This window comes from Kitasatospora sp. NBC_00374, assembly GCF_041434935.1.
GTDB lineage: Bacteria > Actinomycetota > Actinomycetes > Streptomycetales > Streptomycetaceae > Kitasatospora.
The window spans coordinates 7,399,720-7,420,830 of record NZ_CP107964.1; the positions used below are offsets into that span (position 1 = coordinate 7,399,720).

Annotated in this window: 16 protein-coding genes; 5 read left to right on the forward strand and 11 right to left on the reverse strand. The window is 74.6% G+C overall.

Annotation, left to right across the window (positions count from 1 at the left end):
- Positions 1-3 precede the first annotated feature (3 nt).
- Together OG871_RS32830 and OG871_RS32835 are read right to left on the reverse strand one after the other, a co-directional pair.
- Positions 4-6,795, reverse strand: coding sequence for an SDR family oxidoreductase (locus tag OG871_RS32830; RefSeq protein ID WP_371501771.1), 6,792 nt, complete (start codon positions 6,793-6,795; stop codon positions 4-6).
- 556 nt (positions 6,796-7,351) lie between these two features.
- A complete protein-coding gene (locus OG871_RS32835; RefSeq protein ID WP_371501773.1) occupies positions 7,352-9,004 on the reverse strand; it encodes an ADP-ribosyltransferase domain-containing protein in 1,653 nt (550 codons plus the stop codon).
- Positions 9,005-9,222: 218 nt separating this feature from the next.
- Between OG871_RS32835 and OG871_RS32840 the strand changes: the two genes are divergently transcribed.
- Positions 9,223-9,900: a macro domain-containing protein gene (locus tag OG871_RS32840; protein ID WP_371501775.1), complete on the forward strand. Its 678-nt coding sequence runs from the start codon at positions 9,223-9,225 to the stop codon at positions 9,898-9,900.
- A 70-nt stretch (positions 9,901-9,970) separates the two neighbouring features.
- Here the strand turns inward: OG871_RS32840 and OG871_RS32845 are convergent, their stop codons facing one another.
- Both OG871_RS32845 and OG871_RS32850 read right to left on the reverse strand, forming a co-directional pair.
- Complete coding sequence (locus OG871_RS32845) at positions 9,971-11,098, reverse strand: nucleotide disphospho-sugar-binding domain-containing protein (RefSeq protein WP_371501777.1); 1,128 nt, start codon at positions 11,096-11,098, stop codon at positions 9,971-9,973.
- Positions 11,099-11,377: 279 nt separating this feature from the next.
- Positions 11,378-12,190: a hypothetical protein gene (locus OG871_RS32850; RefSeq protein ID WP_371501778.1), complete on the reverse strand. Its 813-nt coding sequence runs from the start codon at positions 12,188-12,190 to the stop codon at positions 11,378-11,380.
- A gap of 434 nt (positions 12,191-12,624) precedes the next feature.
- On the opposite strand from OG871_RS32850, the gene OG871_RS32855 reads away from it, so the two are divergent.
- The gene (locus OG871_RS32855) at positions 12,625-13,296 is read left to right on the forward strand and encodes a helix-turn-helix domain-containing protein (protein WP_371501780.1); all 672 of its coding nucleotides are present in this window, start codon (positions 12,625-12,627) and stop codon (positions 13,294-13,296) included.
- Positions 13,297-13,343: 47 nt separating this feature from the next.
- On the opposite strand, the gene OG871_RS32860 is transcribed toward OG871_RS32855, so the two are convergent.
- From OG871_RS32860 to OG871_RS32870, 3 genes are all read right to left on the reverse strand, one after another.
- Positions 13,344-13,610: a metal-sensitive transcriptional regulator gene (locus tag OG871_RS32860; RefSeq protein WP_371501782.1), complete on the reverse strand. Its 267-nt coding sequence runs from the start codon at positions 13,608-13,610 to the stop codon at positions 13,344-13,346.
- A 103-nt stretch (positions 13,611-13,713) separates the two neighbouring features.
- On the reverse strand, positions 13,714-14,055 hold the full coding sequence (locus OG871_RS32865) for a rhodanese-like domain-containing protein (RefSeq protein ID WP_371501784.1): 342 nt from the start codon (positions 14,053-14,055) through the stop codon (positions 13,714-13,716).
- Between the two features lie 122 nt (positions 14,056-14,177).
- Entirely contained in the window at positions 14,178-14,567 is a 390-nt protein-coding gene (locus OG871_RS32870; RefSeq protein ID WP_371501785.1) for a DUF302 domain-containing protein, read from the reverse strand.
- 169 nt (positions 14,568-14,736) lie between these two features.
- Here OG871_RS32870 and OG871_RS32875 point away from each other — a divergent pair, with 169 nt between their 5' ends.
- Entirely contained in the window at positions 14,737-15,048 is a 312-nt protein-coding gene (locus OG871_RS32875; protein WP_371501786.1) for an NIPSNAP family protein, read from the forward strand.
- Positions 15,049-15,081: 33 nt separating this feature from the next.
- Here the strand turns inward: OG871_RS32875 and OG871_RS32880 are convergent, their stop codons facing one another.
- From OG871_RS32880 to OG871_RS32890, 3 genes are all read right to left on the reverse strand, one after another.
- Complete coding sequence (locus tag OG871_RS32880; RefSeq protein ID WP_371501788.1) at positions 15,082-15,561, reverse strand: iron chaperone; 480 nt, start codon at positions 15,559-15,561, stop codon at positions 15,082-15,084.
- Positions 15,562-15,650: 89 nt separating this feature from the next.
- The gene (locus OG871_RS32885) at positions 15,651-16,118 is read right to left on the reverse strand and encodes a pyridoxamine 5'-phosphate oxidase family protein (RefSeq protein ID WP_371501790.1); all 468 of its coding nucleotides are present in this window, start codon (positions 16,116-16,118) and stop codon (positions 15,651-15,653) included.
- 11 nt (positions 16,119-16,129) lie between these two features.
- Positions 16,130-16,486, reverse strand: coding sequence for a VOC family protein (locus OG871_RS32890; RefSeq protein WP_371501791.1), 357 nt, complete (start codon positions 16,484-16,486; stop codon positions 16,130-16,132).
- A 133-nt stretch (positions 16,487-16,619) separates the two neighbouring features.
- On the opposite strand from OG871_RS32890, the gene OG871_RS32895 reads away from it, so the two are divergent.
- Both OG871_RS32895 and OG871_RS32900 read left to right on the forward strand, forming a co-directional pair.
- On the forward strand, positions 16,620-19,385 hold the full coding sequence (locus tag OG871_RS32895; protein WP_371501793.1) for a LuxR C-terminal-related transcriptional regulator: 2,766 nt from the start codon (positions 16,620-16,622) through the stop codon (positions 19,383-19,385).
- A 42-nt stretch (positions 19,386-19,427) separates the two neighbouring features.
- A complete protein-coding gene (locus tag OG871_RS32900) occupies positions 19,428-19,637 on the forward strand; it encodes a hypothetical protein (RefSeq protein WP_371501794.1) in 210 nt (69 codons plus the stop codon).
- A 356-nt stretch (positions 19,638-19,993) separates the two neighbouring features.
- Here the strand turns inward: OG871_RS32900 and OG871_RS32905 are convergent, their stop codons facing one another.
- Positions 19,994-20,602, reverse strand: a complete 609-nt coding sequence (locus OG871_RS32905; RefSeq protein WP_371501795.1) for a hypothetical protein — start codon at positions 20,600-20,602, stop codon at positions 19,994-19,996.
- Positions 20,603-21,111 lie beyond the last annotated feature (509 nt).

Sequence of the window (21,111 nt, forward strand, 5' to 3'; positions counted from 1 at the left end):
CCGTCACCAGCCCGACGCCGTGTAGACCACGGACCGGACCGACTCCTCGCCCCAGGCCAGCTCGCGCAGCAGCGCCAGCGTTCCCGCGCCCGGGTCGATCAGCCGGACGCCGCGCCGGTCGTAGTCCCGCGCCAACTCCGGCGTGACCATGCCGGCGTGCGCGCCGGACGGTGCCCACGGCCCCCAGTGCACGGTCAGCGCCCGCCGGCCGGTCGCGGCGGCCCAGCGGGCGCCCAGCTCCTCCAGTGCGTCGTTGGCCGCCGCGTAGTCGGCCTGGCCGCGGTTGCCCAGCGCCGCGGCGATGCTGCCGAAGAGCACCGTGAAACGCGGCCCGGCCGGCAGCTCGGCCAGCGCGTCGAGCAGCGCCCGGGCGCCGTCCGCCTTGGTGGCGAACACCCGCCGGAAGGACTCCGGATCCTTCTCCGCGAACACCCCGTCCTCGATCACGCCCGCCGCGTAGACCACACCGTCCAGCCGGCCGTACGCCGCGTACACCTCCTTGACCGCCTGCCGGACGGCCGCCGGGTCGGCCGCGTCCACGGCCTGGTAGCACGCCGTCGAGCCCAGTGCGGACAGCTCGTCGAGGGTCGCCGCGACCTCGCGTCCGGCCAGCAGCCGCGACGCCACGCGGTCGACCTCCGGCAGCGGTACGCCCTGGCGGGCGAGCGCCGCCCGCAACGCGGCCCGGTCGTGGGCGCCGGCCGTCACCGGGTCCTCGGGGCCGTCCGGCGGCGCGGTGCGGCCCAGGAGCTCCAGCCTGCACCGCGAGGCCGCCGCGAGCGCCGCGGCGAACCGCGCGGTGATCCCGCGCGCCCCGCCGACCAGCAGCACCACCGCGTCCCCGTCCAGCCCCAGCGCGGCGGCCTCCGCCACCCCGTCACCGGCGGGCCCCGCCCCGGTGCTGCCCAGCACCCCGAGACCGGACTCCACCAGCGTCAGGCCCCGCCGGCCGTCCGGCCCGTGCAGCACCACCGGCTCGCCGTCCTCGGCCAGCAGCTCGCCGACCAGGGCGTCGGCCACGCCGGCCGGCTCCGCCGAGGCCTCGAACTCCACGAGGCGGACCGAAGCCCGCGGGTACTCGCGGGCGAGGGAGCGCAGCAGCCCGCGCAGGCCGTCCGCCCGGCCGGGACCGGCGGCGGACGCCGTGCGGGCGGCCAGCAGCCACCGGGGCCCGCCGGCGAGCGCGGCCTGCAGCGCCGGCACGCAGCCCGGCAGCACCGGCGCGCCGTGCTCGGCGAGCGGATCCAGCAGCAGCACGCCGTCCACCGGGCCGTCCCCGCCGGACAGCAGGTGCTCGGCGTCCAGGGCCAGCACCTGCGCACCGTGGGCGGTGAGCCGCGCCGACAGGGCCTGTGCGACGCCGCGGCCGTCCGTGCCGAGCAGGGCGAAGCGGCGGCCGGCCAGGACCCGCGGCGCCCCGACGGGCTCCGCCAGTGGCACGGGAACGAGCCGCAGCCGCGCGGGCTCGTACCCCGTGACCGCGTCCGTGGTCCGTCCGGCAGGGGGGAGGGCGGGTGCGGGTGCCGGTCGGCCCAGGTGGTTGGTGAGCCAGTGGGTGATGGCCGCGGTGGTGCGGGCGCGGGAGAGTTCATCGAGTTGGTGGTCGTCGAGGGTGGTGAGGTCGGTGGTGGTGAGGCGGCGGGCGAGTTGGCCGATGATCTCGGTGCGTTTGATGGAGTCGATGCTGAGGTCGGCTTCGAGGTCGAGGTCGGGTTCGATCATGTCGGCGGGGTATCCGGTGCGTTCGCTGATCACTTCCACCACCGTGGCCATCAGGTCGGCCCCGGGGGCGTCCCGCCGCCGCGGCGCCACGGCCGGCGCCTCGGGCACCGCCGTCGCCGCGACGGCCGGCACCGGCGGACCGGGCGGCGGCACGGCCGGTACGGCGGCGCCCGCCGCACCGAAGTAGCTCAGCAGTACCTCGCGCTGCGCCGCGACCATCTCCCGGCTGCTGCGCAGGAAGTCCGCGACCAGGGCCTCCCCGTCGGCCCGGTGGGTGTTCGGGTGCGCGTCCTGGGGTGCCACCAGTGCCTCCGGTACGGGTCTGGCCGGTGCGAGCGCGCCGGGGAGCAGTTCTCCGGCGGCGGTGCGTACCAGCTGCCCGTCCACCGTCCAGCCGGGCCGGCGCGCTGCCCGCGCCCGGCCCGCCTCCACCGCGTCACGGCCGTGCAGCAGCCGTCCGGTGCGCACCGGCACGCCGGCGACGGCCAGTTCGGCCAGCGCGTCCAGGAAACCGGGCAGTCCGCCGCGCCGGCCCTCGACCGCCACCGCGCGGTGCGGCCGGTCACCGAGCACCGCCGACACCAGTCCGGTCAGCACCGATCCCGGCCCGGCCTCGACGAACACCCGGGCGCCGGCCTCGTACATGGCCTCGATCTGCGCCGTGAACCGCACCGGCGCGCCGATCTGCGCCGCCAGCTCGGCCCGCACCGCGGCCGGGTCGGCCGGGTAGGCGGCAGCCGTCCGGTTCGAGAAGACCGGGAACTCCGGTGCCCGCACCACCCGGTCGGCCAGCGCATCGGCGAACCGCTCGCCGGCGCCCGCGACCAACGGGCTGTGGAAGGCACAGGCGACCCGCAGCCGCTTGACCCCGTACCCGGCCTCGCGCAGCCGCTCCGCCGCGGCCGTCACCTCGGGCGTCGCCCCGGAGATCACGGTCTGCCGCGGCGCGTTCCGGTTCGCCGCCACCACCCGGCCGGCCAGCCCGGCGGCGGCCAGCACCTGCTCGACCTGCTCGGCGCCGGCCGCCACCGCCGCCATCGACCCGGGGTCCGCGCCCTCGCCGACCGCGTCCAGGATCGCGAGCGCCCGCCGGGCACTGATCGCCGGCAGGTCCTCGGCGGCCAGGGCCCCGGCCGCGCAGAGGGCGACCAGTTCGCCGTAGCTGTGGCCCGCGGCCAGCCGTGGACGCACCCCGGCCAGCCCCAGCAGCTCGTGGGCGGCCAGCCCGGCCATGCCCAGCACGGGCTGGGCCACCCTGGTGTCGGTCACCGCCGCGCGCTGGTCCTCCCGCGCCTCGGCGGTGAACGCCGTCGGCGGGAACAGCACGTCCGCGTACGCCCGGCCCAGCCGCAGATGCCGCTGCACCGAGGGGAACGCCGTGAACAACTCCGCGAACATGCCCGGGCGTTGGCTGCCCTGACCGGGGAAGAGGAACGCCACCTCGCCGCCCGTCGGCCCGCCCTCGTCGGCCAGCCGCAGACCGGCCGCCGGATCGTGCTCCCCGCCCAGTGCCCGGCGCAGCAGCCCGGCCAGCGCGGGGACGTCCGCGGCCACCACCGCGACCTGCACCGGCCCGTGCCCCGACTCCGCCCGCCGGGAGGCCGCCAGCGCGAGGTCGCGCAGCCGCCACGGCGAGCCGTCCGCCTCCGCCAGACGCAGCAGCTCCGTCACCCCGCGCAGCGCCCGCTCCCGGTCGCCGCCGCGGAAGGTGAACAGCTCGGCTGGCCACTCCTGTGACCCGTGCACCGGCGGTGCGCCATCGTAACCGGTCAGCACGGCATGGAAGTTGGTGCCACCGAAGCCGAACGCGCTGACCCCGGCCACCCGTTCGCCCGCGGGTGCGGCCCACGGCCGGGCCTCGGTGTGGAACGCGAACGGGCTCGTCCCGGGCTGCCACGCCGGATTCGGTTGCGTCAGGTGCAGGGTCGGCGGCTTCACCCCGGTGTGCAGCGCCAGCGACGCCTTGATCAGGCCGGCCAGCCCCGCCGCGCACTTGGTGTGCCCGATCTGCGACTTCACCGATCCCAGCGCGCAGCTCCCCGGGGCCGCGCCGGCCGCCGTGAACACCTCGTTCAGTGTCGCCAGTTCGGTGCGGTCGCCGACCACCGTTCCGGTGCCGTGCGCCTCCACCAGGCCCACCTCGGCCGGTCCGATCCCGGCACCGCGGTACGCCCGCTCCAGTGCCGCCCGCTGCCCCTCGGGCCGCGGGGCGGTCAGGCCCAGCGAGCGGCCGTCGCTCGCACTGCCGACGGCCTGGACCACGGCGTACACCCGGTCGCCGTCCCGCTCCGCGTCCGCCAGCCGCTTCAGGACCAGGCAGCCCACCCCCTCGCCCAGCGCGATCCCGTCGGCCGAGGCGTCGAACGGGCGCGACCGGCCGCTCGGCGACAGCGCGTGCACCGAGGCGAAGAGCAGGTAGTCGTTGATGCCGTTGTGCAGGTCCGCACCGCCGCACAGGGCCAGGTCGGCGGCGCCCGTCACCAGTTCCTTGCAGGCCACGTCCAGTGCGGCCAACGAGGACGCGCAGGCGGCGTCCACGGTGTAGTTGGCGCCGCCCAGGTCGAGGCGGTTCGCGATCCGCCCGGCGATGACGTTGGCCAGCATGCCCGGGAAGGAGTCCTCGGTGAGGCCCGGCAGCTGCTCGGCGATCGCCTCCGGCACCTTCCCCAGGTAGGCCGGCAGCACCGCCCCCAGCACGCCCGCGTTGGACAGGTCGCTGCCCGCCTCCGCGCCGAACACCACGCTGGTGCGGGAACGGTCGAAGGCCCGGCCGCCCTCCTGGCCGCCGCCGTCGTACCCGGCGTCCACCAGGGCCCGGCGCGCCGCCTCCAGCGCCAGCAGCTGGACCGGCTCGATGCTGCCCAGCGCGGACGGCGGGATGCCGTAGCTCAGCGCGTCGAAGGGGATCGGCGGCAGGAATCCGCCCCACTTGGACGGCGTGGTGCCGGGCCCGCCGTCCGTCGAGTGGTAGAGCGCCGGATCCCAGCGCTCGGCGGGCACCTCGGTCACCGCGTCCACCCCTGCCAGCACGTTCGCCCAGAACGCGGGCACGTCCGGCGCCTGCGGGAACATGCCCGCCATGCCGATCACCGCGATCCGCAGTGGCGCCGGCACCGGCTCGTCGGCGGTCGCGGACAGGCCCGCACGCTCCGTCAGCTCCTCGGTCCGGGCCGCCAGGAAGCCGGCCGCTCCCGAACTGACCGCGGCGTGCAGCTCGGCCAGCGTGGTGGTGGCCGACCGCAGCACGGCGACCTGCCCGGCCATGAACATCCCCTGCGCCAGCTGGCCCTGCTCGTCCACCGGGGTGAGCTCGCCCGCGACCCGGTCGACACCCTTTCCGGCGATCCGCAGCCGGCCGACGTTCAGCCGCTCCAGCCGCTCCCAGGCCTCCCGGTCCGGTACCCCTTCGGCCCGCAGCCGCTCCTGCACCTCCAGGAACTCCGCCGTGAACGGGCTCGGCACGCACCGCGTGGCGTGCCCTGGCGCCGTCTGCAGCAGCGCCGTGCCGCGGGCCGCCACCACCTGGCGCTGGAACACCGGCTGCACCGCGCCGTGCGTCACCGCCTCCTCGGTGAACAGGTACGCCGTGCCCATCAGCACACCGGCCGCCAGGCCCCGGTCGGCCAACGGCGCCGCCATCGCCGCCACCATCGCCGCCGAACGCTCGTCGTGCACGCCGCCCGCGAACAGCACCTCCACCGGCCCGACGTCCTGGGCCGCCGTGTCGAGGAAGTCCTCCAGCACCGCCAACTGCGCCTCCCAGAGCGGGAAGCTGTGCCGGGGACCGACATGGCCGCCGCACTCCGAGCCCTCGAAGACGAACCTGCGCGCCCCGTCCTCCAGGAACTGCCTCAGCAGCCCGGGGGAGGGCACATGCAGGAAGGTCCTGATCCCCGCCTCCTCCAGCACCCGCGCCTGTGACGGGCGTCCGCCGGCGATCACGGCATGGCTGGGCCGGGCGGCGAGCACCTCGGCCAGCTGGGCGCTGCGCACCTCCTCCGGCGCGAAACCCAGCACGCCGACGCCCCAGGGGCGTTCACCGAGAGCGGCCCCGGTCCGGGCGAGCAGCTCACGGGTCTGCCCGGGCCCGGCCAGGGCCAGCGCCACGAACGGCAGTGCGCCTGCCGCGGCCACGGCCGACGCGAAGCCCGGCTGGTCGCTGACCCGGGTCATCGGACCCTGGGCCACCGGCAGTTCGGTTCCGAGTGCCTTGCTGAGCGGCGCCCGGGGGCCGAGCTGCGCCCGGGCGGCGGCCGAGGTCCGCGGCACGTTCAGCACGGCCTCGCGGATCGCCCGGACGGCCTGCCCGGCCGTTCTCCACCGGTCGGCGAATCCTGCGGCCAGGGCGCCGTCCTGACCGATCGTCAGCTCGACCTGATCGCGCTCGCCCGCAGGCCCGCCGCGCCGCAGGACCCGTCTCCCGCCGAGGACCACGGTCTCGGACCCGTCCATACCGCGCACGGCCGCCGCGGCCTCCTCGGGCGCGGCGGACTCGGCCAGCAGGGCGAGCTGGCCCTCCAGCACCACCCCGGCGGCCCCGCCCGCCACCGCCGCCGCCGCGGTGCGCGGTCCGATCCCGCCGCAGGCCCACACGGGGAGTCCGATCTCCGCGGCCCCGAGCAACTGCTGGAGCAGCACGAAGGTGCTCAACTCGCCGACCCGGCCGCCGTTTTCGGCTCCGCGCGCGATCAGCCCGTGGGCGCCGGCCCGAGCCGCCGCCAGCGCCTGGGCTAGGTCGGTCACCTCGACCAGCACGCGGTACCGGGCGCCGAGTGCCTCGATGTCCCAGCCGGGCACGTCCGGGGGCAGGACGAGGGTGTGCGGGCCGGTTCCGTCGGGCGCGCGGAGGTCGTCGGGCGAGAGCCGGCAGGCGGGTCCCATCCGGACGCCGAACCGGCCCGGTGCGCTCTCGCGGAGCCGGGCGAGCTCCTCGCGCGATCGGCGGTCACCGGTGCCGAGGTCCAGCACGCCGAGCGCGCCGGCGCGGCAGAGGGCCTGCGCCAGTCCGGCGTCGGGTTCGTGGAAGGGGGTGATCCCGACGACGATGTCGGCCGGTGAAAGGGTAGGCCTCATGGGCTCTCCGTGGGTGAGTCACGACGCAGTTGGGGGCATGTGCGACTCCCGGACCGGAGCACGGCGGCTCATCCCTCCGCCGGGGCGCGAAGGGGCCGTGCCAGTTCCTCGGTCCGGTTCAAAACCGAAGCTACCGATCGGTAGCGCACGTCAGGTTAAGTCCCGGTTGCAGGTCCATGTCAATGGCTCGTGCGGGGGGCATGGGCGTGGGCAGCCATTCGATCGGACTTGGGGTCGTTCGATCGAATGGCTGGAGATGGTCAGGTCTCGGGGTCCGATGCGCCCGGCTGCTCCCGCCCGGCAGCTGGGTGTCCTGGGAGTACGAGGCACCGTGGCACCCCGCCGCGGCGCCGCTCCCGCCGCTGCCCGCGGCCGGAGCGGCGCTGCTGTCGGGGCTCGGGCTCGGTGGCTGACGGTCTGCCGGGCCACGGGACAGCCGTGATCGAGCGTATCGCGCGATCGATTACCGATCAGAGGGTCGGTCCGGGAGCGGGTCGACCATCCGGGCGGGAGGGCGGGGTGTCACCCGCCGAGCCGGACACGGCGTGACGCCGGCTCAGGACACGAGGGTCTGCTCGTCCAGTTCCGTCAGCGTCACGGTGCACAGGCCGCCGCGTTCGGTCCGGACGTCCGTCACCTCCAGCTGGGTGCCCGGCAGGAGGATGAACTCCTCCTCGCCGGTGAAGGCGGAGAAGTTCTGGATGCCCGTCGCCCGGACGGGACGCACCTCGAAGAGCGTCCGCTTGCCGCGACTGCCGAGGAAGGCCCGCGCCACGCCGAGCTTCGACGTGCACGAGGACACGCCCCACCAGGTGACGGTCCGTCCGAGCGGATACTGCGCACGCAGGTCCAGCGAGACTCCGCGCCACAGCGGCTCCGTGCGGGCGGGAAGCTTCGAGACCGCCGCGAACAGCAGCCGCAGGTACGGGAGGTAGGGGACGAGCCGGCTCCGGTCCGGGGAGCGCAGGACGGCGTTGATCTCCCGGTAGAACGCGGACTCGCAGGTGTACAGGTAGAGGGCGGCGATCGCGTCGGCGGACAGACCGGACAGACCGGACAGACCGGACGGACCCGACAGGCCGGCGGTGGCCTCGTCCGCCCGCCGCTTGCCGAACTCGTGCGACAGCGTGACGTGCCGGTCCAGACCGGGGAGCAGTGCGGCGACCGGGCCCACGGCGTCCCGGAACCCCATCAGCGGTGTGTCGAACACACCGGTGATCGCGGGGAGGACGAGCCCCTCGTCCTTGACGCTCGCGAGCCGGTCGAGGTAGAGCTGGTGCAGCTCCATGGTGGACGCGATGAACGCGCCCATGCGCTCGGAGACGTCGCCGTCCGTCCCACCCGCCGCCGCGGCGAGCGTGTTCCACCCCTTGCTGGGCAGCCAGTCGACCTGGTCGGCGCCCAGCGACGCGAGCGCCTCGTTCACCATCCCGAAGTGGTCGCCGTCGCAGAAGATGTCGCCCTGCGCCGCGGGGTTGGGGTGGTCGATGTGCCGGACCTCGACCCCGGGGTACTTCTTCTGCAGCTCGACGACGACCTTCTTCAGGTTGCGCGCGTGCGCCCCCCACCACGCGAAGACCACACCGCGGTCCTCCTCGTCGGCGTTCTGCTTGGCCCTGAGGATCTCCTCGACGATCCGCTCGGCGGCCGGCCGCCAGAACGCGGTGTGCCGGTCGGTTCCCGTCGTCCCGTCGCTACTGGCGGTCAGGGCCGCGTTCAGGAGCAGCACGCCCTGGGTGAGCATCGCCTGGAACCACTCGGGCGGCTGGACGGTGTCCTGCTTCTTCAGCAGCGCCCGGACGTCGGCGATCGGGGTCTTCTTGGGAATGCCGTACTTCCACATCGCCGCCGCCTTGATGATGCAGCGGATGCTGACGACCCTGCCGAACTGGCTGTCCTTCCAGTCGTGGAAGGTGTTGTCGAACATCGCGATGCCGGTGGCGCTCTCCGGCCGGGGGTACGGGTTCTGGCCGAAGACGACGACCTTCCACTTGTGCGGCGCGTTGGGCTTGAGCGCCTGGAAGGTCAGTTCGCGGACGGGGACGACGTCCTGGCCGCGGCCCGGGCCGATGAACGCGGCCGCGCCGGGCTGCGCCTCGATGACCGGCTTCAGCAGCGGAAGCCACGGTTCACCGCCGCCCGCGAAGAGTTCCGCGAGGGCCAGCGGGTCGTTCGGGTCGGGCGTGGCGGGGGCCTGGGCGTCGCTCATGGTGGAGGGTCTCCGAAGGGTCGAACCGTACTGAGGGAGGGCGTGACTGACGGGTGGTCGATCGACCGGCCGCACCGACAGTCCTACCGGCCGCGTGTGACAACCGCAGGCCCGGACCGGCGGGCCGCATCCTGCGGTACGCGACCGGAGCCGCGCTGTCAGCGGGGCGCGATAGCTTCGTGATCACCAAGGAGACAGCTTCCCGATCGGAGTCGACCATGACCGAAAACCGCGTGCAGTCGCCGCTCAGGGTGGTGCTGACCGACACCAACTCGACGGTGGTGGAGGCGTGGCGGGCGGCGTTCGCCGACACCCCCGGGATCGAGATCCGCAAGGGCTCGATCCTCGACGAGGTGGTGGACGCCTGGGTCAGCCCCACCAACTCCCGGGGCCGGATGGACGGCGGCGTCGACGCGGTCGTCAAGCGCCACCTCGGGGCGGGCATCCAACTGCGCGTGCAGCGGGCGATCCGGAGCGGCTTCGGGGGCAGGCTCCCGGTGGGAAGCGCGGTGTGCGTGCCGTCCGGGGCGGTCAACCCGAAGTTCCTGATCTCGGCGCCGACGATGGAGGAGTCCTCGCAGAACGTGAGCGAGACCCTCAACGTGGCGCTGGCCTGCGCCGCCGCGTTCCAGGCGATCCACCGGCAGAACGGCCAAGCGCCGGGCAGCATCGGGTCGGTGGCGCTGGTCGGCATGGGGGCCCGGACCGGCCGGGTGCCGGCCCGGGTCTGCGCCAACCTGATGTGGACGGGCTACACGCTGTTCAACGACCACTCCTTCGAGGACTACGACGAGCTGCGCAGCACGATCACTGCGCAGCTCGACGACATCGAGAAGGTGCCCGACACCGAGCGGGTCCGGATCGCGCCGCCCGCGCGCCGCACCTCCCGTCGCTGACCGAGGACTTCTCCCCGCCGGGAGCGCGCGGCCGGCGGCCGGCCTGTGGTGCCCGCCCGGGCCGTACGGGTCAGCGACGGGCGGCCGCGAGGGCCTCGATGGCGGGGACGAGGGCGGCGGGGCTGGGCAGGGCGTCGTTCTCGGCCCGGAGCCGGACGGCGCGGTCGCGGAGCGCCGGGTCGGTGACGAGGCGGGTCAGGAGCGGAGTGTCGACGTCGCCGGAGGCGGAGCGAAGGGCGGCGCCGGTGGCGGTGAGGACGTCGGCGACGGCGAAGTTGTCGGCGCCCTGGGGGAGGAGGAGCTGGGGCAGGCCGGCCTGCAGACCGGTGAGCGTGCTGCCCGAGCCGCCGTGGTGGATCACCGCGTCGCAGACCCGCAGCAGCTCCGCCAGCGGGACCCAGGGGAGCGGGCGGACATTGGCCGGGAGGGTGCCGAGGTGGGTGAGGTCGGCGTCGCCGACGGCCAGCAGGAACTCGGCGTCGACCGCGGCGGCGGCCTCGATCAGGCGGGTGATGGCGTGCACCCCGTCCACCTCGGTGACCACGGTGCCCAGGGTGACGGCGACCCGCGGCCGGGTGCCGCGGCGCAGCAGGTCGGCGGGGACGACCCCGCCGCCGTTGTACGGGAGGTAGCGCATCCGCAGGCCGCCCGGGTCGCCGCCGAGCGAGGCCGGGACGATGTTCAGCGGGGTGGTCTCGGCCGGGGCGGCCACGCCGTACGTCTCGTAGACGTCGGTGAAGTGGCCGGCCAGCCGCGCGGCCATGTCGAGGCCGGAGGTGAGGCCGAAGTTCTGCAGCGCCGCCGGGATCTTGAGTTTCGCCGCGACCAGCTGGGCGGAGGCCATGCAGGAGTCGTGGATCAGCAGGTCCGCGTCCCACTCGCCGGCGGTGGCCAGCAGGCCGTCCACGGTCGAGCGGGAGGCGTGGGCGAAGGCGGCGGCGGCCAGGTCGAGGATCTGGTCCTGGTCCAGGTCCGGCCTGGCGTAGCGGGTCTCCTCGCCGCTGATGGCCTCGAACGACTCCCGCAGGGGGCGGCCGTCGCCGATCTCGACGATCGGGAATCCGGCCGCCCGAAGCTGGTCCATGGGCTTCGGGCTGGCGAACAGAACCTCGTGCCCGGCGGCCCGCAGCGCCTGCGCGGTCGGCACCATCGGGAACAGGTGGCTGGGCGCGGCCGGGCCGGTGAAGAGTATGCGCACGGTTGTCTCCTGATCGTTCTTCGGCTGGTCGACATCGGACCGGGCGGGACCCGGCTCCCCGTTCAACTGACGAACGATCAGTTCGCTTCCCCTGGCGATCGATAATCGGACGTTCTGGTGCAGGCCTTGCCAACGCGGGTGCAGTGTGCTCCTCGCGTCGGCTCCAGGCGCCGAGCCGGGACCGCGAAGCCCGGTACTTCCGGAGCCGGCCGAGGGCCGTGTCCCGGCACCGGCCCCCGGCTGCCGCAGCGCCTCCGGCCGCGGCAGCCCCCGGCCGTGTCAGCCGGCCGCCGCCGTGTACAGGCCACGCCCCGGCCGCTGCGCCCGGCCTGCCTTGGCGAGGCGCTCCAGCCTGGTGCGGACGGCGTTCACGGTGCCGTCGGCCTCGTCCAGCCCCAGCAGGGTGGTGACCTCGCGAGCCCGCAGCGGAGCGTCGGCCTGCGCCAGTACGGCCAGGACGCTCTCGGTGTCCGTCAGCCTCCGACGGCCCGACGGCGTGGCCGCCGGCGCCTTCCGGGGCGAGGGCACGGTCTTCGTCGCCGCCTTCCCGGCCGCGGCCTTCCCGGCCCCGCTGCCTGCGGCGCGGCGCGCGACCGTCCTCCTCGCCGGCGCGGCCGGCGCCTCGGCCACCGCGTCCTGCTCAGGGGCGGGAACCGTGGCCGGGACGGATTTCTCCGCCGGGACGGTCTTCTCCACCGGGGCGGCCTTCCCGGCGGGCGCCTTCCTGGCGGTCCGGGCGGTCGTCCGGGTGGCCGAAGTCGAGCGCCTGCGGGTGGGCTTCGCCGGTGCGGGCTCGGGACGGGAGGCCTCGGGCCCGTCCGCGGGGACGCCCACCGGGGCGAGCTCCCGGCCCGTCGCCGTGTCCGCCGCCGGCGGTTCCGTGGGATCGGCGGCGTGGGCCGCACCCACCGGTTCGTCATGCTGCTCGTCGGATCCGTCGATCAACGCGCCGGCCAGGGCCGCCAGGCCCTCCAGCACGCTGACCATGGCACTCTCCTGCGCGATGACGGCCGCGAGTTCGTCCTCCAGGCGGCGACGCCGTTCCCGCAGGGCGGGCAGCCTCACCTCCAGCAGGGCTATCGTCGATCCCACACCGCTGTCCGTACCGAACGTGTTTGCGCTTGCCACAACCGCTCCCGTCGAACCGTCAATCACTGTTCCTGACAGTGAATCTACGGCCCCTGGGGTCCCACGCCGCAGCGTTCCGACAAACCTCACCGTCCCGGGGTACCCCAGGGGTCCGCCGGATCCCGCCGCAGCCGCCGCGCGACCACCGACAGCAGGACGCCGGTGTTCGGTCCGTGGTGGAGGCCACGGGCCCGGAGGCAGTGCACCCGCGACGGATCCGGGGTTCCCGGCAGGCCGGCCCCGGCCGGTGATCCGGTGCCGTCCGCCCGTCCGCCCGTCCGCCCGTCCGCCCGCCGGAACGCCAGGCGGCGTCGACCGCGGGAGGCCGCAGCCCGGAGCGTCCGCGACGGCGTTCCGGGGCGCCCGGTGCCATGCTCGATCGCAGGAGGTGGATGGCCATGAACGAGAGAAGCCCCCGACCCGGTGGGGCCTCGCCCGATCCGCGGGACATCGCCCGGCGCATCGCACTGCGGGCCGGGCAGCTCGGACTCACCCGGGACGAGCTCGCGACCGGAGCCGGCATGTCACTCCGCTATCTCCAGCACCTGGAGGAGCTGGGCAGCGACTTCGACCCCGGCGCCGTTCGGCGGCTCGCCGCCGTCCTGCGGATGTCCGAGGACGAGCTGCTGGACGGGCGCACCGACCTTCCCCCCGGGCAGTCCGCCCCGGGACCGCAGCCCACCTTGATGAGGCTGTCCCCCGAGGAGTGCTGGGACCGCCTGTCCGACCACGGCATCGGGCGGGTGGCCCTGTCCTCGGCGTCCGGTCCCGCCATCCTCCCCGTCAACTACCTGGTCGATACGCGCTCGATCGTGTACCGGACAGCCCGAACGGGTGCGGCCGCGGCCGCCGAGGGCAGTGAGGTCGCCTTCGAGGTCGACCACGTGGACGAACCAGGCAGCGCGGGCTGGAGCGTGCTCGTGGTCGGCACGGCCGAACGGCTCGACGACGACACCGGGGGGCGGCTGGCAGGCCGGCCCGGAGCAGAGCCCTGGGCGGGCGGAGTCCGTGACCTCTGGGTGCGGATCAACCCGGTCCGGGTGACCGGCCGCCTGATCAGGAGCTCGTGACCGGCGGCCCACCCGAACCCGTGGCGACCGTCCCGGTCCGGGCGGTCTCAGGCGAGTGCGAGGAAGAGCTTCTCGAGTTCGGCCTCGGACATCGGCGGGGTGTCGCCGTCGGCGGTGGCCATGCACTGGCGCATGCCACTGGCGACGATCTTGAATCCGGCGCGGTCGAGGGCGCGGGAGACGGCGGCGAGCTGGGTGACGACGTCCTTGCAGTCGCGCCCGGCCTCGATCATCGCTATGACTCCGGCGAGCTGGCCCTGGGCGCGGCGGAGCCGGTTGAGCACCGCGCCGACCGAGTCGTCGTCGACCTGCATGTGGATGCCTCCCGAGCTGCCCGTCCGGACACCGATCGTACCCGAGGGGGTATTCGTGCCGGAGGTGTGAGGCGGTCCCGCGGACCCGGCGGCGGGTCCGGGTTCACCTGATCCGTCCGCGGAGCGGGAGGCCGTGGGAGGCCCAGGCGGTCATGCCGCCCCGGACGTCCACGACCGCCACGCCCTGGCCGGCGAGGATCTTCGCCGCGCGCCGCGAGCGCATGCCGGAACGGCAGACGGCCACCACGGGCCGGCCCTGGGCCTGGCGCGGCAGGGCGGCGCCGGCGGTGAGACGGGAGAGCGCCAGGTGCAGCGCGCCCTCCGCGTGGCCGGCGTTCCACTCGTCGCGCTCGCGGACGTCGAGCAGGACGGCTTCCCCGGCGGTGGCGCGGCGGTGGGCCTCGGCGGGGGTGATGCGGCCGGGGCCGCGGCGGAACGGGAACACGGGGTGGCTCCTTGCGGTGGTCGGGGGAGCGGGCGCTGTGGTCGGGCGAGCGGGCCCGGTCGGCGAGGTCCCCGCCGGCCGGGGTGTGCCGGGCCGTACGGGTACGCGGGTGGTCGCCCCGCTCAGCGCCGGAGGCCGTCCAGGGCCGTCCGCAGGAGCGCGGCCGCTTCGTCGGCCACGGCGGCCAGCTCGGGTTGTCCGCCGATCTGCACGATGACCTGCGGATCGATCGCCTCGACCACGGTGTGCCCGTCGGCTGTCCGCACCACGACGTTGCACGGCAGCAGGAGGCCGATGCTGCGGTCCACCCCGAGTGCGCGGTGGGCCAGCGACGGGTTGCAGGCGCCGAGGATCAGGTAGTCCTCCATCTCCTCGCCGAGCTTGGCCCGCAGGGTGGCCCGGACGTCGATCTCGGTCAGGATCCCGAAGCCCTGCGCGGCGAGTGCCGTGCGGACCTGCTCCACGGCCGCGGCGAAGGGGAGGTCGAGGGTGGCGGTGATGGCGTAGTCCACGAGGGTGGTCCTCCTGCTGGTTCCGGCGGTGCGGGCGTCCGTCGCGAGACGGTCGCGCTGCCAAGATACCCCAGGGGGTATTTCTGCGCCCGCAGGACCGGGTCGCGGACGGACGGTCGCCCACCGAGCGGCCCGGGAGGGCCACGGACCCGTGCGGCATGATGTCGGCGTGATCACCATTCATCTGAAGTACGAGATCGACGCCGACAAGCTCGCGGACTTCGAGGAGTACGGTCGCCGCTGGGTCCGGCTCGTCAACCGTTTCGGCGGGACGCACCACGGCTACTTCCTGCCGAGTGAGGGCGACAGTGACATCGCCTACGCCCTCTTCTCCTTTCCCAGCCTCGCCAGGTACGAGCAGTACCGCACGGACAGCATGTCCGACCCGGAGTGCCAGGAGGCGTTCGAGCTGGCCCGTCGCACCCGCTGCATCAAGCGGTACGAGCGCCGCTTCCTGCGGCCGCTCGACGGCCCGGCCTGACCGCTGCCCAGGCCCGACCGCCGCCCCGGCTCGTCAGCTCACCGCCTGCTTCACGAGTGCGCCGATCCGTGCCTCGTCGGCGGCGGTCAGCCCGGTCAGGGCGTACGCGGCGGGCCACATGGTGCCGTCGTCGAGGTTCGCCCGGTCGCTGAAGCCGAGCGTCGCGTACCTGGTGTTGAACTTCTGCGCGCTCTGGAAGAAGCAGAGCACCTTGCCGTCCTTGGCGTAGGCGGGCATCCCGTACCAGAGCTTCGGCGCGAGCTCCGGTGCGCTCGCCCGGATGACGGCGTGGAGCCGCTCGGCCATGAGCCGGTCCGGTTCCCGCATCTCGGTGATCTTCGCCAGTACGGCGGCCTCCTCCTCCGCAGTCTTGTCCGCGCGGGAGTTGCGGCGTGCGGAGGCCTTCAGCTCTCGGGCGCGCTCCTTCATCGCGGCTCGTTCCTCGTCGGTGAACCCGTCGAAGGTCCGGTCGGTCCCGGTGGTGCGCTCGGTGTCCTTCTGCGTGCCCGTCATGGCGGGTGTCCTTCCTGTCCATGGGTCGGTATGGATGCGGCCGCCCTCAACCGGGCGGCGTGGACCGGGCGGTGTGCCCGGCCTCGGTGTCAGGCCAGCCAGCGGCCGTCGCGCATGAGCGTGCGCCCGGGCAGCTCGTTCACCTCGCGCCAGGCCTGGGTGCGGCGCGGGGTGATCCGGAACCAGCGGTACGGCGTGGCCAGCGCGCGCGGGTCGAAGCCGGTGCGAGCGGCGAACCGGTCGCCCCGCTCCTGCGGCAGTGCGTCGATCTCCAGCACCTCGACCTCGCCCTCGATCACGGTCACGTCGCGGGTGTGGCCCAGTCCCAGCCGGGTGGTCCGGGTGGCGGCCAGGTTCCTGCCGGTCGGGCTGTCCGTCGGGGTGGCCACCAGCAGCGCCTCGCCGTCCCAGTCGAACGACAGCGGCACCAGGTACGGCGCGCCGTCGTCCGAGGCACTGGCCACCCAGACGTCGATGTCGTGGGTGAGCCGGTGCTCGGTGTCGCGACGGCGCCGATCGTGGGTGCGGGGTTCGCGGTTCGTCGGTCCGGTGCTCATCGGTCCGGTGTTCATCGGTCCTGAAGCAGCCCGAGGAGGTTGCCGTCGGGGTCGAGCACGGCGGCCACCAGGCGGCCGCCGCCGACGTCGTGCGCGGGCTCCTTCACGGTCGCGCCGGCGGCGGTCACCTCGGCGAGCTTCGCCTCGATGTCCGGCACGTGCCAGTAGGCCAGCGACGAGGTCAGGCCCTGCGGGCCGCCGCCCGGCACCAGCCCGATGTGCTGGCCCGCGGCCTCGAAGCCGACGTAGTAGGGCTCGTCGGTCTGCGGCGGGACGCCGAGCAGGGCCGCGTACACCGCCTTGGCCTTCGCCAGATCGGAGACGGGATGCAGCACGGTCCTGATTCCCCGGGTGGAAGAACCGGTCATGGCCACTCCTTTGATCGTGGGTCGCTCGACCCGGTGTGTCTTGCCGGCTCGATCGCCGTGGTCACAGCCTCCCGCGGGCCGGGTGTGCCCCGCCTCCGTGCTGACCACGGAACGCACTACGGATAATGAGTGGGTGTCCACTCCAGTGATCTCGGCTCGGGAAGCCGAAGTGCTCGCGCTGCTCGGGGAGCACCTCAGTAACGCGGAGATCGCCGCGCGGCTGTTCATCTCCGTCCGCACGGTCGAGTCGCACGTCTCCTCGCTGCTGCGGAAGCTGGAGCTGCCGGACCGGCGGGCGCTGTCCAGGCGCGCGGCCGAACCGGCTCGCGCCGGGCGGCCGCAGCCGGAGCCCGCTCTTCCGGCGCCGCTGACGGCGTTCGTCGGCCGGGTGCGGGAGCGCAGGGAGTTGGCCGAGGCGGTGAAGGCACACCGGCAGGTGACCGCAGTCGGTCCGGGCGGGGTGGGGAAGACGCGGCTCGCGCTGGCGGTGGCAGCGGAGCTGGCCGGCGAGTTCGCCGACGGGGTGTGGTTCGTGGACCTGGTCCCGGTCACCGATCCGGGGCGGGTGGGCGCGGTGGTCGCGGCGGCCGTGGGCGTGGGCGAGCAACCCGGGCGTGGCATCGACGAGTCGGTGCTCGCCGCGCTGACGGACCGTCAGGCGCTACTGGTGTTCGACAACTGCGAGCACGTGGGCGACGGGGTGGCGCCGTTCCTGGAACGGCTGCTGGCGGGCTGCCCCCGGGTGCGGGTGCTCACGACCAGCCGGGCCCGGCTGATGGTGCCGTTCGAGTGGGTCCACCCGGTCCCGCCGCTGTCGCGGGTCGGCGGGGCCGAGTCGGAGGCCGTGGCGCTGTTCGTGGAACGGGCGGCGGCGGTCGGCCGACCGCCGGATCCGGCGGTACGCGACCGGGTTGCGGCCATCTGCGAACGGCTGGACGGCATGGCCCTGGCGATCGAGCTGGCGGCGGCCCGGTGCGCCACGCTCGGGCTGGACGGCCTCACCTCCGGCCTCTGCGACCAACTGCGCATGCTGGCCGGCGGACCCCGCGCCGACGGCAGGCACCGGTCGGTGCGGGCGGTACTGGACTGGAGCCATGACCTGCTGGAGCCGCAGGACCGGGCGCTGCTGCGGCGGGTGTCGGTCTTCGTCGTGCCGTTCACCGCCGAGGCGGCCGCCCGGGTGGCCGGGTTCGGCCCGCTGGATCCGGCCGCGGTCGCGGACGGGCTCGGCAGGCTCGCCGAGCAGAGCCTGCTCACCGTGACGTCGTCCGCGGCCGGCACCCGCTACCAGGCGCTGGAGACCATCCGCCAGTACGGGACGGAGCGGCTCGCCGAAGCCGACGAGCTGACCGAGGTCCGAGCCCGGCATCTGGGGTGGTGCTCGGCCGGCGCGACAGCCCTTCGGGAGACCGGAGGCGCGGACTGGCGCGCCCGGTTCGACGCGCTGGCGGAGGAGCTCCGGACCGCCCTCGCCTGGGCCGCCGGCCGGCCGGAGCAGCGCGTGGACGCCCACCGTCTCGCCCTGTGCACGGCCGAGTTGGCCTTCACCCGGAACCTGCTCGGCGAGGCCCAGCAGCGGTTCGAGCAGGCGGCGGAGCTCGCCGCCGGTGCCGACGATGCGGCCGGTGCCGCGGCACTGCGGCAGGCCGCCGGGGTGGCCGGGTGCCGCCGGCTCGGCGACGACATGTTCCGCCTGCACCGCGCCGCCGGGGAGGCCGCACGCCGGGCCGGTGACCGCGTGGGTTCCGCCCGCGACCTGGCGGCCGCCGCCACCGTCGCGTACCGCTTCTCCAGCGCGTTCACCCTGCTTCCGCCCGTGGACGAGGTGACCGCGCTGCTCGCGGCCGCGCGGGAGCTGTCCGGCGGTGACGACCCGGCTGCCGCGGCGGCCGTCGCGCTGGCCGAGGCGGCGGTGGTCGCGGACGCGTTCGGCGCGGTCCAGGGAGCCACGGACAACACCGTGCAGGAGACGGTCGCGTACGCCGAACAGGCGGTCGGGCTCGCCCGGCGCGCGGGCGACCCGGTCGCCGAGTCCGCCGCCCTCGACGCGCTCTCCGGCGCCCGGAGTTGGGCCGGCGAGCCGTTCGCCGCCGCGGCCGCCGCCCGGCACCGGATCGATGTCCTGGCCTCGGCCCCACGTACCCCGGCCGCCACGCACGAGCTGATCGACGCCCTCGCCATGGCCGCCGGAACCGCCCTCGGCGTGGGCGAGCTGCCGGAAGCCCTCCGATGGGGCAGGCAGCTCGCCGACCAGCCACTGCTGGCGGAGGCGGGCCACAACGCCACGTCCTGGCTCCTGGTCGCGGACGCGTTCGCGGGCAACGCCGAGGAGGTGCTCACCCGCAGCGTGAGGTTCCTCGGCGCGTGGGAGCAGGCCGGCCGGCAGCGGTCGTTCTCGCTCGGCCCGGCCGCTGCCTCGGTCGCGATGGTCCACGGCATGCGTGGTGACCACGAGGCCCGGGCGAGCTGGCTCGCGGTCGTCGACCGGGCGGGCACCGCACCCGAGCACCGGTACGGCTACGGCGCGGTCTTCGACGCCATGGTCCTGCTCCACCACGGGGACGCGGGCGCCGCGCTGGAGCGGGTCGCGCCGGAGCCGGATGAGGTGTGGAAGTGGGTCAGCTGGATCTGGCTGCACTGGTACGTGGCGCTCAGGGCGGAGGCGGCGGTGCTCGCCGGGCATCCGGACGCCCGGGAGCGCGTTGTCGCCGCCAGGGCCGTGGTCGCCGGCAACCCGGTCGCCACCGCCCAGGTGGACCGGGCGGAGGCGCTGCTCGACGGTGACCTGCCGCGGCTGCTGGCCGTCGGCGAGGCGTTCGACGCGGCCGGCTGTCATTACCAGTCGGCGCGCACGCTGCTGCTCGCGGGGGCGAGCGCGCCGCCGCGGGCGCGGCCGTGAAGCCTCGTCGTCCAGGCCCGGTGGGTACTCGTCGCACGGCCGGTGCGGCCGGACTCCGTCCCGGTCGGGACCGGCCTGCGGCACGTCGGCCGGCTGCTCATCGGCGGGTTCCGCCGGCCCGGGAAGCCCGGCGTCCACCTCCGGCCGGCCCGGGTCGACGGCGCGATCCGGACGATCCGCTCCGCGTGCAACCCCGAAAAGCCCGGCCATGTCGGCCCGGTGCCCGATATCGCACTGCTGCCGGAGAAGTGATCCACCCTCACCCCGCCACAGGCGGGAGATCCGCGACGAGCGTGGGGCGCGCCGGCGCGCCGGCGGGCCGCTGCGCCGTGTGCCGCTCCTGCCGCCGCCGACCACCATCCGCAGCGTCCTCGCACTCCCGAGCATGCCGGCCGTGAACTCCCCTGCTGGGCGCGGCGTATGCGCTGCCCGCCGCCTGCCGCGCGCACGGATGCACGGGCGCCCTCGCCGCGTTGCGGGGCGGGGTCGGTTCGGTGACCGGCCTCCTGAACGTGCGGCGGAGGCACCGCGGTGGGTTGCGGTGCCTCCGGTGTCCGCGGTCGGGTGCTCCGCGGTCGAGGTCAGGTGGCCGGGTCGGGCGGCCGGCGTCAGGTGCGGGCCATCTGCCACGCGCCGACGAAGTCGCATGCGTAGGAGCTGAACACGGTGATCCGGTAGCCGGGCGGAATGGGCGATCCCGAACAGGCCCAGATCCCGGGGTAGATCTGTTCGTGCAGCCAGCTCCCGATGCCGTTGCATCCGGCGACGGTGTGCCGGGTCATCACGTACCCGGGCACGATCGGTGAGCCCGAGCACGTCCACATGCTGTTGTGGACGATCTGGTGGTACCAGCCGCCGAGGCCGTCGCAGCCCCTGCTGTCGTAGTTGGTGATGACGTACCCGGCCACGATCGGCGAGCCGGAGCAGGTCCAGATCCCGTCCTTGACGGGCTGCTGGTACCAGGAGCCGGCGCCGTTGCAGCCGCCGGTGTTGTGGCCGGTGATGACCCACCCGGCCGGAACGGGCGCCCCCGAACAGGACCACTGGCCGGCGGGCCAGCGAAGTTCTCCGGTGGTGGCGGCGCCGGCTGTGCCGACGGAGGTGCCGGCGAGGATGACGGACGCCATCAGCGCCACCGCCCCGACCATCGCGGCGATCCGGCTGCGGACGACCCTCGTCCTCGTACCGCTCCACAGCCGGCTGATCTGGCTCTTCATGTCGCACCTGTCCCTTCGGCGTGATCCTTCGACGGCCCCCGACGGCAGAAGACCGCAGTGCGGTCGAAACTCTGTCAGATACACGACATGCAAACCAGAATGACTTCAAGCCATCATCTCTGAGCTGATGTGTATCGATCGGGGCGGTGGACCCCGGGATCGACGCGGACGAAGCGGCACGCCGGTCCCCGGGTGGGTGCGCCCGCGCCGCCGTCGCTCTCATGGACATGACGGTCGGTCAGCTGTCGCCCCTGGGGGTGTCGGCGTGCTGTGTGCGGAGCCAGCCGTGAGAAGTTGCCTGTGCAGGCTCGGTGGTGAGGGGTGCTCAGGCTTGGGTGGCGGTGCGACAGCGGGCTCGGAAACTCCGGTCCGGGCTGTTGACTCGCGCGAAGCGCAGTGTTTCTATTTGCGTCACCGCGTTGAAATTTGTTGACTTCTGGGTCCGACTCCCTGTCACTGGCCGCCCCACGAGCCTCCGTACACCCGCATCGCCGTCCGAGCGTGCCCCC